The organism is Brevibacterium sp. XM4083 (assembly GCF_006489205.2).
In the GTDB taxonomy this organism is placed as follows: Bacteria; Actinomycetota; Actinomycetes; order Actinomycetales; family Brevibacteriaceae; genus Brevibacterium.
Genome location: NZ_VFYR02000004.1, coordinates 302,653 through 316,362 on the forward strand (window position 1 = coordinate 302,653; position 13,710 = coordinate 316,362).

Genomic DNA, 13,710 nt, shown 5'->3' on the forward strand with positions numbered 1-13,710 from the left:
AGCGGGCGCGGGGGTCAGCGGGCGCGGGCGACGATGAGCTCGGCGTGCTTGAGCAGCGGAGCGTCGATCATCTTGCCCTCGTACGCGAACGCGCCCTTCTCCGTCGTCGCACGCTCGAGCACGGCGTTCGCCCAGGCGAGCTGGTCGTCGCTGGGGCGGAAGGCCTCGCGGACGACGGGCACGTGGTTGGGGTGGATCGAGACCTTGCCGCTGAAGCCGGATTCGACGGCGTCGTGGGCTTCGGCGGCGAGACCGTCGTGGTCGGGGATGTCGGCCCAGATCGAATCGAGCGCGTACTTCCCGTGGGCGCGGGCGGCGAGCAGGGTCGAGCTGCGCACGTGGGCGACGACATCGCGCCACGTGCCGTCGGCCCGGCGGGAGGAGCCGCCGCCGAGGTCGGCGATGAGGTCCTCGGAGCCCCACATCAGTCCGTAGGTGTTCTCGGCGGCGGCGATCTCGGCGACGCGCAGGGCGCCGAGCGCGGTTTCGATGAGGGCGATGACCTCGTACCCGGCAAGGATCGTCAGGTCGGCGGCCGACTCCGTCTTCGGCAGCATGACGGCCGTGTAGTCGGTCTTCGCGAGCATCCGCAGGTCGTCAGCGAGGTGCGCGGAGTCGCGGGCGTTGACGCGCACGACGGTGCGGGTGGGATCGAGCGGGTAATCGATGATCGCCTCGCGCGCCGTATCCTTGTCGGCCTCGTTGACGGCGTCCTCGAGGTCGAGGATGACGATGTCGGAGCGTTCGGCGGCCTTCTGGAACCGGTCGGGCCGGTCGCCAGGGACGAAGAGCCAGGCGGGGGCGAATTCGAGTGCCATGGTCGGTCTCCTCACTTCTCCGTCTGCGGGGACTCGGACTGCGGTGCCGCCGAGGACCCCGCGGTCGCCTCGGCGGGCTTGGCATGGGACGAGTCGAACATCATCGTCTGACGCACGGCCTTCGCGACGAGCTGGCCGTTCTGGTTGTAGCCGCGGTGTTCGAGGGTGACGATGCCCTGTCCGGGGCGGGACTTCGAGGCGCGCTTGTCGAGGATCGTCGTCTCCGCGTAGAGGGTGTCGCCGTGGAAGAGCGGGGCGGGGAAGCTGACCTCGGAGAAGCCGAGGTTGCCGACGATCGTGCCCTGAGTGAGCTGGGAGACGGAGAGGCCGATGAGCGTGGCGAGGGTGAACATCGAGTTGACGAGGCGCTGCCCGAAGGGCTCGGTCTCGGCGAAGGCGGCATCGAGGTGGAGGGCCTGCGTGTTCATCGTCACCGCGGTGAACCACGTGTTGTCGGCCTCGGTGATCGTCCGGCCCGGCGCGTGCTTGTAGACGGTGCCGACTTCCATCTCGTCGAGCCACAGTCCGCGCTGTTCGATGACCTTGCTCTCGCTCATTCTCGCTCCTTCGTCGTGATGTTTCGAGCTTACCCGTCAGCTGGGTCACAGTCTGCGGCAGGTGCGACTGCCCCGGGCGGGCGCGCTCAGGCGGCCGGGGTGCGGTCGCACCGCAGGAGACCGCACGATCACGACCGCGGCGGGCCGAGGAACGCTCCGACCACGGCGATGCCGGCGGCGACGGCGAACGCGGGACCGGCGCCGAGGCCGGTGATGAGGGCGCCGAGCAGCGGTGCGCCGAGGGCCTGACCGACGGCGATGAGGAGGAAGGCGAGTCCGACGCCGGCTGCGGGCGCTCGGTCGTAGACCTCGGTGCCCCAGACGAGGAGGAGCCCGGTCAGGGCGATGTAGACGGCCCCGAAGACCGCCGCGGCCGCACAGGCACCGGCGATGCTGCCCGGCACGGCGGCGAAGAGGAGGGTCGATGCGGCGAGGATGAGCATCGCGACGAGCCAGCCGCAGCGCAGTCCCACCTTCGCGGCGAGGTCCCCGGAGACGGCTCCGAGCATGCCGAAGGCACCGAGGAGGATCCAGGCGATCGCCGAGGCGGTCTCCCCCATGCCGCCGACGCCGACGAGGAGGTCCCGGCCGAACGTCCACACCGCCGCACTCGCGAATCCCATGAGCGCCGAGGCGGCCATCAGCGGCGTGCTTCCGCGGGGGACGAGGGGGCGGGGCAGGAGAGCGGGCTCGGCCCCGCGCGGTGAGGGTGCCGCGGCCCCGGTCCCGCGCGGCGAGGAGGCCGCGGCCCCGGTCCGGCCGGGTGAGGGGACGGCGCGCAGGACCCAGAGGGTGACGAGGGCGGAGAGGACGGCGAAGACGATCCACGCCCAGCGCCACTGGCCGAGGGTGAGCAGGGCGATCGGTCCGGCGACGGCGACGCCGAGTCCCGTGCCCGCGTTGATGACCGTCTGGGTCCGACCGCGGACGGACGAGCGCACGGATTGTGCCACGGCCTGGGCGAGCGGCGGTGAGGCGACACCGGTGCTCGATCCGGCGATGAGGACACCGATCGCGAGCATCGCCGTGCTGGGGGCTGCGGCGATGAGCCCGGTGCCGACTGTGGCGATGACCCCGGCGCAGACGGCGATGGGACGCGCGCCGCAGCGCGGGGTGAGGATCGTCGCGGCGACGATCGCCAGACAGTAGGCGATGTACGCCCCCGAGGCGATCGCCCCGGCCGTCTGCGCGTCGAGGCCGAAGTCCGCGCGGAAGGCCGGGAGGAACAGTCCGAAGGCGAAGCGTGCCAGGCCGTAGCAGGCGGCGATGAGGCTGAGTCCGGCCGCCGCGAGGGCCAGAGTGCCGCGGCGGCCGAGGAGTGCTGCGCCGGTGTCGGTCGAGGTCATTGCGGAGATCTCCGGGGCTCGTCGTCGAGTCGCTGACGAGCAGCGCCGCCAATCGACTTCACAGGTCTGTGAACTAGTGTGTTCACAAGTACACTGATCTGTAAAGTGGGAGTGCAGCCGCACGTCGCAGCGACCGCCCGGGCCGGATCCCGCACGACTTCCCTGAGACAGGAGGACACCGATGACGACCCCGACGGCTGAGGACCCCCTCACTCCCCCGCAGCTCACCCCCGGGGCGCAGCGCATCCTCGAGACGGCCGCGGGTCTCTTCTACTCCCGCGGCCTCCATGCCGTCGGCGTCGACACGATCGCGCACGAGTCGGGGAGGACGAAGCGGACGCTCTATGACCGGTTCGGCTCGAAGGACGCCCTCGTCGTCACGTACCTGCAGGTCAGGCACCACACCTGGTGGTCTCGTCTGAAGCAGCGGCTGGCAGCGCTCGACGTCGCCGGCCTCGACGAGAGGTCGGCGGCCCGCGACCGCGTGCTCGCGATCGTCGACTCCTACTCACTCGATGCTGACACGACGGCCGAACGCGGATGCGCGTTCGTCAACGCCGCTGCCGAACTTCCCGCCGACCATCCCGGCCGCACCGTCATTCGGGCCCACAAGGCGCGCGTCGTCGATCTCATTGCCGGTATCCTCGACACCGGCGGACATCCCGCGGCCGCGGCCCTCGCCGAGCATGTGTTCCTCATCCTCGAAGGTGCGATCGTCCACCGCGGCCTCGACGGCGATGACCACCGTATGCAGAGCGCCCGGTCCCTCATCGGCGACCTCCTCGTCTGAATCATCTGCCCCCTGCCCGCCGACTGAGCTGAGGGAGGATGACACTTTCCGCAATCGGACGCCGCATCGCCTCGCCGCGGTCGACCACCTCGGCGAATGAGGCGAAGTCCACCCGGGGCGGCCCGCTCTTTCCGGGCGGAATCCGACTAGGCTGAAGGCGACGGGCCAACGAGTGGCAACCGCACCCGAGACCGAGGAGAGCGATGGACCGCGATTCGATCGACTGCTGGCTGACCGACATGGACGGCGTCCTGGTCAGGGAGAACAACGCCCTGCCCGGCGCCTCGGAGCTGCTCGCGCAGTGGCGGCGCAAGGACATCCCATTCCTCGTCCTGACGAACAACTCGATCTACACCGCCCGCGACCTCTCGGCGAGACTGCGCTCGAACGGTCTCGAGGTTCCCGAGGACAACATCTGGACCTCGGCGATGGCGACCGCGGACTTCCTCTCCCACCAGGTCGAGCACGGCTCGGCCTATGTCGTCGGCGAGGCGGGTCTGACCACCGCGATCCACGAAGCCGGGTTCATCATGACGGAGAACGACCCCGATTTCGTCGTCGTCGGCGAGACGCACAACTACTCGTTCGAGGCGATCACGAAGGCGATCCGACTCATCGACTCCGGCTCGCGCTTCATCGTCACCAACCCCGACGCGACCGGGCCGAGCCCCGAAGGGGTCCTGCCGGCCACCGGCGCGATCGCCGCGCTCATCACGAAGGCGACGAACCGCGAACCCTACGTCGTCGGCAAACCCAATCCGATGATGTTCCGCTCGGCGCTCAACAAGATCGGCGCGCACTCGAAGTCCACCGCGATGATCGGCGACCGGATGGACACCGACATCATCGCCGGCATGGAGGCGGGCATGCACACCGTCCTCGTCCTCTCGGGCATTTCGACCGCCGAGGATGTCCGCCGTTACCCGTTCCGCCCCGACGAGATCCTCGACGGCGTCTACGATCTCCTCGACGTCCCGCTCGATCAGCAGACCGACCTCGGCGCCGACGTCACCGGCTCCGCGTGAGCTGAGCCGAACCGATCACGTGAGCTGGGCCGGACCGGTCGCGCCCAGCCCTCGTGTCACGGGCGAGAGCCCCACCGAGGTGGATCGAGCTCGAATCTGACGTCAGATTCGAGCTCGATCCACCTCAGAGGCCGGCATCACTCGGTGCGACCCGCCCAAGCAGTCCTAGACTCGCTTTCATCATAAAAGTTCTGCGATGGAGGTCACCATGCGCTATCCCGAGGTCGTCGACGAGGACACCTGGGTCACCGCACGCCGGCGCCTGCTCGAAGAGGAGAAGGAGCTGACGAAGCGGATCGACGCCGTCAATGCCGCGCGCCGCCGCCTGCCGATGGTGAGAGTCGAGAAGGACTATCGCCTCGCCGGTCCCGACGGGGAGGTCACACTCCGTGAGCTCTTCGGCGATTCGCGGCAGCTCATCATCCAGCACTTCATGTTCGATCCCAGCTGGGACCAGGGCTGTTCGAGCTGCACGGCGATGGCCGACAGCGCCGCCCAGCCCGCCGTCCTCGAGCAGCTGGCCAAACGGGGCACCGCGTTCGCCGCAGTCTCCCGCGCACCGCTGGAGAAGATCGAAGCCTACCGGACGGCGAGAGGCTGGTCCTTCCCGTGGTTCTCCTCGGCGAACAGCGACTTCAACCTCGACTTCCACGCCACCCTCGACCCCGAGGCGGCACCGCCGAACTACAACTTCCGCGACGCCGACGAACTCATCGCCGCCGGGCAGGAATGGCTGACGACCTATCGGGGAGAGCAACCGGGGATCAGTGTCTTCCTCAGAGACGGCGACGACATCTTCCACACCTATTCGGTCTACGCCCGCGGGCTCGAGGTGATGATGCCGGCCTACGGCATGCTCGATCTCACCGCCCTCGGACGGCAGGAGAGCTGGGAGGAACCTGCCGGACGCGCACCCGTCCTCTACCGCCACGATGCCGGAGTGCTCAGCCCGGAGACCGTCACGCAGTGAGCGGCACCCGCGTCACGGGCCCCGACGGCCCGCTGCCGGGATAGACTCTCCACCACCCGGCCCAGTGGCCGACGACGGAGACGCAAGGAGGCCCGATGCCGCGGCAGCACACCGAGATCCGGGAGACCGCCTCCGACCGGCGGGAGTGGCGCAGGATCCGTCGGCACCTGCGGCCGGCGACGATGTGGGGCGTCCCGCTCAGGCTCGTCATCGCCGCCGCCGTCCTCGGCGTGCTCACCCCGTTCGTCGACCGTCAGCTCACGACCGTCTTCAGTTCCTATCCGGACCTCGATTCGGGCAGCGTCGGCTCCCTGCTCGGCATCATCTCAGGCGCCATGGTCACCCTGGCCGGTCTCGCCTTCGCCGCCCTGACGACGGCGATGAGCCTCGGCATCACGGCGATGTCAGTGCGCCTGGCTCCCCTGCTCCAAGCCGATCGCGTCGTCCAGTGGGCGCTCGGCTCGTTCATCGCGACATTCGTCTATGCGCTGCTCATCGCCCTGAGCATCGCGCTCGGCGAGGACAACTACAAACCGTGGGTGGGCACGATCGGTGCCGTCACCGCCACCCTCGCCTGCGCGGTGATGTTCCTCGCCTTCGTCGTCCGTGTCTGCCAGCTCCTCACCTCCGGCGCCCTGCTGCGCAAACTCGCCCGTGACGGCTGGAGAGCCACCCGCTACCTGCCGAAGAGATTCCCCACCGAGGCGGCTGCGGTGTCCCAGCGCTCCGTGCCCAACGGTCATCCGGTGCACCGACAGCGCCCCGGCCGCGGCGGCGATGCGCTGCTGGCGGTCAACACCCCGCGTCTGCTCGACTTCGAAGACGCGTGGCACTGCACGATCGAGCTCGTCCCCACCGTCGGCTCCCCCGTGCCGGTCCGCACGCTCCTGTTCCGCACGAGCGTCGAACTGAGCAGCAAACAGGCCGCCGAGCTGGAGAAGGCCGTCGCATTCGGCGACATCGAATCGGCCGCGAACGGACCGTTCGGAGCCATCCGCACCATCGTCGACATCGCGCTCAAGGCCCTGTCGCCGGCGGTCAACGATCCGTCCCGAGCGGTTCAGGCCCTCGACCAGATCGAGGCCATCCTCATCGGCCTCTCACCGCTCGTCGCGCAGCAGGAGCGCACGCTCGCGGCCAGCCCGGACGCCTCGGTGCTGCGGGATTGGACGCGCAGCTGGACCGAGTACATCGAGGCGGCGACCGACGAGATCCGCCAGTTCGGGACCTCGTCGATCCAGATCCAGCGGCGTCTGCGAGCGCTCTTCGCCACCCTGTCCTCCGTCGTCCCGGAATCCCAGCGGCCCCCGCTTGAGGCCCGCGTGGCTGTGCTCGACCGCGGCACGGACCGCTGGTGGCATGACCCGCTCGACCGCAGGCTCGCCACGGTCAGGGATCCCGAGGGCATCGGCGGTGCCGAGCACGACTGAACCGCCCGGCACGCCGAAAGAACCGCTCGGCGCCGACACCTCTACGCGAGCGCCGACATCAACCGCATCGCCGATTCCATGTACCGGCGTGTCCACGGCCGCTTCATCCACTCGTCGAGGGTGAGCTCGTGGCTCTTCTCCCGGTAGTCGTCGATGACCGCGTTGATGTCGGGGACGAGGTTGCCGCCGGTCGTGAGCAGACTGATCTCGTAGTTGAGTCCGAAGGAGCGCATGTCCATGTTCGAGGACCCCATGACCCCGTACTCGCCGTCGACGACGAAGCACTTCGTGTGGAGGACCGCGGGCTTCGGGTAGAGGTAGATGCGCACCCCCGCCTCGAGCAGGGCCTGGTAGTACGAGGCCTGGGCGCGGCCGACGACGTACTGGTCGGCCTCCTCGCTGACGTAGAGCTCGACGTCGACGCCGCGGTAGGACGCGGTGTTGATCGCGGCGAGCAGGGACTCGTCGGGGATGAAGTAGGGGCTGACGATCGAGAGCTTCCGCTGGGCGAGGTAGAACAGCGAGTTGAAGACCTTGAGGTTCGGCTCTGTCGTGAACCCCGGCCCCGAGGGAATGAGCTGCATGCCGCAGACGTCTCCCCCGACGTCCGGCTCCGGCGCGGTGCCCTCGTAGTCGCGGATGCCCAGTTCCTCACCGCATTCGGAATACCAGTCGGTGGCGAAGACCGCTTCGATCGAGGCGACGATCTCGCCGCTGACCTCGACCATGATGTCGTTCCAATGCCGCCCGACCTTGATGTTGGCCTTCATGTCGTAGGTCGAGTCGATCATGTTCTGCGAGCCCATCACCGCGCGCTTCCCGTCGACGACGAGGAGTTTGCGGTGATTGCGCAGGTCGATGCGGCGCAGCTTGCCCCGCCATGGGATGAACGGGAGCATGAGGTGCCATTCGATCCCGGCCGCGGTCAGCCGTTTGCCGAGCGAATGGAATCCCGGGTACTTCCGCGACCCGATGTGGTCGTAGAGGACCCGGACGTGGACGCCGCGGGCCGCTGCGCGTGTCAGGGCTTCGAAGAAGACGTCGGTCGTCTGGTCCCACGCCATGATGTAGATCTGCACATGAACGTACTTCTGCGCCCCGTCGACGAGCTCGGCCATCCGCTCGATCGTACGGTCGTAGTCCATCGTGATGCCGTGGTTGGTGCCGGTGACCATCGGCAACTCGGTGAGGTTGCGACCGAGTTCGGCGATGAGGTCGAAATCCCGCGGGGCCTTCAGCGACGGCGGCACATCGGGCAGGTCGTCGGCGCCCTTGTGCATGAGCTCGTTCGCCATCGCCTGGATCCGGGCGCGCCGCCGGTTGATGTAGGGGCTGCCGATGAGGAGGAAGAGCGGGATGCCGACGATGGGCAGGAAGAGGATGAGCAGCAGCCACGCCGATGACGATGACGGGCGCCGATTCTCCGGCACGACGCCGATCGCGATGATCTTCACGATGTACTCGATGACGATCCACGTCACCGACGCCACGGTCGCCCAATTGATGTTCGCCCAATCGATGGTGTTCACCCGCAGCCTCCGTTCGTGGGGTTGAGGACAACCCTAACCGCCGAGGCGGCCCCCGGAGCCCGCACGACCGCACCGGTTCGTGCGGGGCAGGGGTGGGGACCGCCTCGGCGGGGCGATGATGAGCGGCGGGCGCGCGCCGACGTCACCACCGGGTCACGGAATGAGCGCATCCGGCACCGCGAGACCAGCACCGCGCCACCGGCACCCGCCGGGCACCGCGACCCCTGACCCCCGGCAACGCCGCAAACTCCGCGACCGGCGAGGTCAGAGCCCGAGTTCGCGGGCGATGAGCATGAGCTGGACCTCCGTCGTGCCCTCGCCGACCTCGAGGATCTTCGAGTCGCGGTAGTGCCGGGCGACGAGGTATTCGTTCATGAAGCCGTAGCCGCCGTGGATCTGCGTGGCGTCGCGGGCGTTGTCCATGGCCGCGTCACCGGCGATCATCTTCGCGATCGCCGCTTCCTTCTTGAACGGCAGACCCGCGAGCATGCGGGAGGCGGCGAGGTAGTACGCGGCGCGAGCGGCGACAACGCGAGCCTCCATGCGGGCGATCTTGAACTGGATGCCCTGGAAGTCGGCGATCGGGTGACCGAAGGCCTGACGCTCCTTCGCGTACTTGACGGACTCGTCGACGCAGCCCTGGGCGGCACCGACGGAGAGCGCACCGACGGCGATGCGACCCTCGTCGAGGATCCGGAGGAAGTTCGCGTAGCCGCGGCCGCGTTCGCCGAGCAGGTTCTCCTCGGGCACCTGGACATTGTCGAACGTCAGCGGGTGCGTGTCCGAGGAGTTCCAGCCGACCTTGTCGTACGGGGGCTCGGCGGTGAAGCCGGGGGTGCCGGCAGGGATGATGATCGTCGAGATCTCCGGCACCTCACGGCCCGACTTCGAGGTCTTCGTCCCGGTCACAGCCGTGGCGGTGACGAGACGGGTGATGTCGGTGCCGGAGTTCGTGATGAACGACTTCGATCCGTTGATCGTCCACGTGCCGTTCTCGAGCGTCGCCTTCGTCCGGGTGCCCCCGGCGTCGGACCCGGCTTCGGGTTCGGTGAGTCCGAAGGCGGCGAGACCGGAGGCGTCGGTGAGCTTCGGCAGCCATTCGCGCTTCTGCTCCTCGGTGCCGAACCGGTAGATCGGCATCGCGCCGAGCGACACCCCGGCCTCGAGGGTGATGGCCAGGGACTGGTTGACGCGGGCGATCTCCTCGATCGCCAGGCACAGCGCGAAGTAGTCTCCGCCCATGCCGCCGTACTCCTCGTCGAAGGGCAGGCCGAAGAGGCCCATCTGCCCCATCTTCGCGACGAGGTCGTAGGGGAACTCGTGCTTCGCGTCGAGTTCGGCGCTGACGGGGGCGACCTCCTCGTCAGCGAACTTCGCAACGCCTTGACGCAGGTCCTCGTATTCTTCGGGCAGCATGCCCGGGACGAAAGTGCTCATCGTGTCCTCTCCGCCGGTGGGCGTGGTTTCACTGGTGTGTGCGGTCTGTGGTGCGGTGGTCATGCGGCGCCGCCCTTCCCGGCGACCGCGGCCGCCGTCTCGGACTCTGTCGCGGAATCCGCGGCATCGGCGCTGTCGTCGACAACGGTGGCGAGCACCTCGTCGAGGGCCACCTGGGCGCCCGGCACCGCGGTGACGGTGACGGTGCCGGTGGCCGGGGCGGTGAGCACGTGCTCCATCTTCATCGCCTCGACGACGACGATCGGGTCGCCGGCCTCGACGTGGGCGCCGGACTCGACCTTGACGTCGACGACGGAACCGGGCATCGGAGCGAGCACCTCTGCCCCGCCTGCCCCGGGGGTGAGCGAGGTGTCGGCCTGCGGGCGGGTGAAGACGTGGATGCCGCGGTCGCCGGTCACCCAGATCGACCGGTCACCGGCGTCGGAGAAGACCCGGCCGGTGTGCTGGGTGCCGTCGATGAGGACGTGCCAGGTGCCGTCGTCATCGACGGTGACGTCGTCGACGGCGCTCGTGACGTCGACCGTCTCCCCGTCGACGGTGAGGGCGACCGTGGGGCGGAAGTCCGGACGCGAGGTGCGGAAGGGATTCGCCCGCGCCCACGCCGAGGCGGTCCCCCGACACAGCGCGCCCGCAGTGAGCTCCCCGGTCACCTCGGTGCCGGCCCGACCCTGCGTCTGCAGGACCGCGGCGGTCGCGATCTGCCGGTCGATCTCACCGGCGATGTGGGCGAGCTGGTCCTCGCCGAGGCGGTCGATGAGTGAGGTGTCGAGGTCACCGGCGACGACCTCGGGGAGGGTGACCAGGGTGCGGAGGAAGTCGATGTTCGTCACGATGCCCGGCACCGCCGAGGCTGCGAGCGCGGCATCGAGACGGGCGAGGGCCGTGGCCCGGTCGGGGCCGGAGACGATGAGCTTGGCGATCATCGGATCGTAGTCGGAGGCGACCCGCTGACCGGCGTCGAGTCCCGAGTCGACGCGGATGCCCTCCCCGGCAGGGAACACGACGTCGAGCGCGCGGCCGCCGGTGGGGAGGAACCCGCGGGCGGGGTCCTCGGCGTAGATCCGCGCCTCGATCGAGTGCCCGGTCAGGGTGATGTCGTCCTGGCTCAGCGGCAGCTCCTCGCCGGCGCCGACGCGCAGCTGGAGTTCGACGAGATCGACCCCGGTGACCTCCTCGGTGACGGGGTGCTCGACCTGGAGTCGGGTGTTCATCTCCATGAAGAAGAACTCGTCGGGATGGTCGGCGCCGACGATGAACTCGACGGTGCCGGCACCCCGGTAGCCCACGGACTTCGCCGTCTCGATCGCCGCCTGACCGATCCGCTCCCGGGTCGCTGCGTCGAGGAGGGCCGAGGGGGCTTCCTCGATGACCTTCTGGTGGCGGCGCTGGAGGGAGCATTCGCGTTCGCCCAGGTGGATGACGTTGCCGTGCGCATCGGCCATGACCTGGACTTCGATGTGGCGCGGGGTCGCGACGAGTCGTTCGAGGAAGAGGGTGTCGTCGCCGAAGGAGTTCGCGGCCTCGCGCCGTGCGGTCTCGAGCGCGGCGGGCAGGTCGGCAGGCTCGAAGACCGCGTGCATGCCCTTGCCGCCGCCACCGGCCGAGGGCTTGATGAGGACGGGGTAGCCGATGTCCTCGGCGGCGGCGATGAGCGCCTCGTTGCTCATCGAGGCGTCCTGCGTGCCGGGCACGAGGGGAACGCCGCGGGCCGAGACGGCCTGCTTCGCGGTGATCTTGTCGCCCATCGTCCGGATCGCCTCGGGTCCGGGACCGAGGAAGACGATGTCGGCGGCCTCGCACGCGGCCGAGAAGTCGGCATTCTCGGAGAGGAAGCCGTAGCCGGGGTGAATGGCCTGGGCCCCGGTCGCCTGGGCGGCGGCGATGACCTTGTCGATGTCGAGGTAGGACTCCGAGGCGGCGGCCGGACCGAGCCGCACGGCGGTGTCGGCGGCCCTGACGTGGGCGGCGTGGGCGTCGGCGTCGGAGTAGACGGCGACGGTGCGGAGCCCTAAGCGCTTCGCGGTGCGGATGACGCGCAGGGCGATCTCGCCGCGGTTGGCGATGAGGATGGTGTCGAACATTGGTCAGCTCACATTCTGAAGACGCCGTAGCCGGCGGCGTCGAGCGGTCGGCTCAGGGGCGAGAAGCGGGCGAGGTCGAGGGCGAGCGCGAGGATCTCGCGGGTGTCCTGAGGTTCGATGATGCCGTCGTCCCACAGCCTCGCCGTCGAGTAGTACGGGTTGCCCTGGGCTTCGTACTGGTCGCGGATGGGCTGCTTGAACTCGTCTTCGGCCTCGGCCGACCAGGTCTCCCCGCGGGCTTCGATCTGGTCGCGTTTGACGGTGGAGAGGACGCTGGCGGCCTGTTCGCCGCCCATCACGGAGATGCGGGCGTTGGGCCACATCCACAGGAAGCGCGGGGAGTAGGCGCGCCCGCACATCGAGTAGTTGCCGGCACCGAAGGATCCGCCGATGACGACGGTGAACTTCGGGACGCGGGCGGTGGCGACGGCGTTGACCATCTTCGCTCCGTGCTTGGCGATGCCGCCGGCTTCGTAGTCGCGGCCGACCATGAAGCCGGAGATGTTCTGGAGGAAGACGAGCGGGATCGTCCGCTGGTCGCAGAGTTCGATGAAGTGGGCGCCCTTCTGGGCGGACTCGCCGAAGAGGATGCCGTTGTTGGCGATGATGCCGACGGGGTGGCCGTCGATGTGGGCGAAGCCGGTGACGAGGCTCGTGCCGTACTCAGCCTTGAATTCGTGGAACTGCGAGCCGTCGACGAGGCGCGCGATGACCTCGTGGACGTCGTAGGGGACCTTCGAGTCGACGGGGACGATCGAGGTGAGCTCCGCAGGTGAGTGGAGTGGTTCCTGCGGTTCGATGACGTCCCAGTTCGGCGCCGGCTTCGGCCCGAGGGTGGAGACGATGTCGCGCATGATCTCGAGCGCGTGCGCGTCGTTGGCCGCGAGGTGGTCGGTGACGCCGGAGACCCGGGAGTGCAGCGCGCCGCCGCCGAGGTCTTCGGCGCTGACCTCTTCACCGGTCGCGGCTTTGACCAGCGGCGGGCCGCCGAGGAAGATCGTGCCCTGCTCGGAGACGATGATCGATTCGTCGGCCATCGCCGGGACGTAGGCGCCGCCGGCGGTCGAGGAGCCGAGGACGGCGGCGAGCTGCGGGATGCCTGCGGCGGACAGGGTCGCCTGGTTGTAGAAGATCCGGCCGAAGTGCTCGCGGTCGGGGAAGACGTCGTCCTGGTTGGGCAGGTTCGCACCGCCGGAGTCGACGAGGTAGATGCAGGGCAGACGGTTGTCCTTCGCGATCTCCTGGGCCCGCAGGTGCTTCTTCACCGTCACCGGGTAGTAGGTCCCGCCCTTGACGGTGGCGTCATTGGCGACGATGACGCATTCGCGCCCGGCCACTCGGCCGATGCCGGTGATGATCCCGGCGCCCGGGCTCGCGTCGTCGTACATCCCGTTCGCCGCGAGCGGGGAGAGTTCGAGGAAGGGGGTGCCGGGGTCGAGGAGGGCCTCGACACGGTCGCGGGGCAGGAGCTTGCCGCGGTCGATGTGCTTCTGCCTGGACTTCTCGGGCCCGCCGAGCGCGGTGGCGCTGATGCGGTCCCGGAGTTCGGCGATGAGCTCGGCGTGCGCCTCGGCGTTGGCCTGTCCGGCCGCCGGGTTGGCCGCAGTTCCCACTGCTCTCATTCCCTGGTCCCCTCACTGCAGTTTCAGTTAATGGTGATTAACTGACTGCTATGATACTGCTCACGGTCGAGTGTGACAACGCGC

The 13,710-nt window shown here is 68.9% G+C and carries 11 protein-coding genes; 4 read left to right on the top strand and 7 right to left on the bottom strand.

The annotated features are described in order from the left end of the window. Window positions 1-14 precede the first annotated feature (14 nt). From FJ887_RS13860 to FJ887_RS13870, 3 genes are all read right to left on the bottom strand, one after another. Window positions 15-818, bottom strand: coding sequence for an HpcH/HpaI aldolase/citrate lyase family protein (locus FJ887_RS13860; protein ID WP_137824866.1), 804 nt, complete (start codon window positions 816-818; stop codon window positions 15-17). Between the two features lie 11 nt (window positions 819-829). Continuing rightward, entirely contained in the window at window positions 830-1,375 is a 546-nt protein-coding gene (locus FJ887_RS13865; protein WP_137824865.1) for a MaoC family dehydratase, read from the bottom strand. Window positions 1,376-1,503: 128 nt separating this feature from the next. Then, window positions 1,504-2,721 carry an MFS transporter gene (locus FJ887_RS13870; protein ID WP_137824864.1) on the bottom strand — a complete coding sequence of 406 codons (1,218 nt, stop codon included), beginning with the start codon at window positions 2,719-2,721 and terminating at the stop codon, window positions 1,504-1,506. A 181-nt stretch (window positions 2,722-2,902) separates the two neighbouring features. Here FJ887_RS13870 and FJ887_RS13875 point away from each other — a divergent pair, with 181 nt between their 5' ends. The 4 genes from FJ887_RS13875 to FJ887_RS13890 all read left to right on the top strand — a co-directional run bounded on the left by FJ887_RS13875 (window position 2,903) and on the right by FJ887_RS13890 (window position 6,936). Further along, the gene (locus FJ887_RS13875) at window positions 2,903-3,511 is read left to right on the top strand and encodes a TetR/AcrR family transcriptional regulator (RefSeq protein ID WP_137824863.1); all 609 of its coding nucleotides are present in this window, start codon (window positions 2,903-2,905) and stop codon (window positions 3,509-3,511) included. 203 nt (window positions 3,512-3,714) lie between these two features. Continuing rightward, complete coding sequence (locus FJ887_RS13880; RefSeq protein WP_137824862.1) at window positions 3,715-4,536, top strand: HAD-IIA family hydrolase; 822 nt, start codon at window positions 3,715-3,717, stop codon at window positions 4,534-4,536. 196 nt (window positions 4,537-4,732) lie between these two features. Further along, the gene (locus FJ887_RS13885; RefSeq protein WP_212743291.1) at window positions 4,733-5,506 is read left to right on the top strand and encodes a DUF899 domain-containing protein; all 774 of its coding nucleotides are present in this window, start codon (window positions 4,733-4,735) and stop codon (window positions 5,504-5,506) included. A gap of 95 nt (window positions 5,507-5,601) precedes the next feature. Next, window positions 5,602-6,936, top strand: coding sequence for a DUF2254 family protein (locus FJ887_RS13890; RefSeq protein WP_137824861.1), 1,335 nt, complete (start codon window positions 5,602-5,604; stop codon window positions 6,934-6,936). Window positions 6,937-6,977: 41 nt separating this feature from the next. On the opposite strand, the gene cls is transcribed toward FJ887_RS13890, so the two are convergent. The 4 genes from cls to FJ887_RS13910 form a co-directional block, all read right to left on the bottom strand. Continuing rightward, on the bottom strand, window positions 6,978-8,465 hold the full coding sequence (cls, locus tag FJ887_RS13895) for a cardiolipin synthase (protein WP_137824860.1): 1,488 nt from the start codon (window positions 8,463-8,465) through the stop codon (window positions 6,978-6,980). A gap of 264 nt (window positions 8,466-8,729) precedes the next feature. Continuing rightward, on the bottom strand, window positions 8,730-9,902 hold the full coding sequence (locus FJ887_RS13900; protein WP_137824859.1) for an acyl-CoA dehydrogenase family protein: 1,173 nt from the start codon (window positions 9,900-9,902) through the stop codon (window positions 8,730-8,732). 59 nt (window positions 9,903-9,961) lie between these two features. Continuing rightward, complete coding sequence (locus tag FJ887_RS13905) at window positions 9,962-12,004, bottom strand: acetyl/propionyl/methylcrotonyl-CoA carboxylase subunit alpha (RefSeq protein WP_140955500.1); 2,043 nt, start codon at window positions 12,002-12,004, stop codon at window positions 9,962-9,964. Window positions 12,005-12,012: 8 nt separating this feature from the next. Further along, entirely contained in the window at window positions 12,013-13,626 is a 1,614-nt protein-coding gene (locus tag FJ887_RS13910; protein WP_137824857.1) for a carboxyl transferase domain-containing protein, read from the bottom strand. Window positions 13,627-13,710 lie beyond the last annotated feature (84 nt).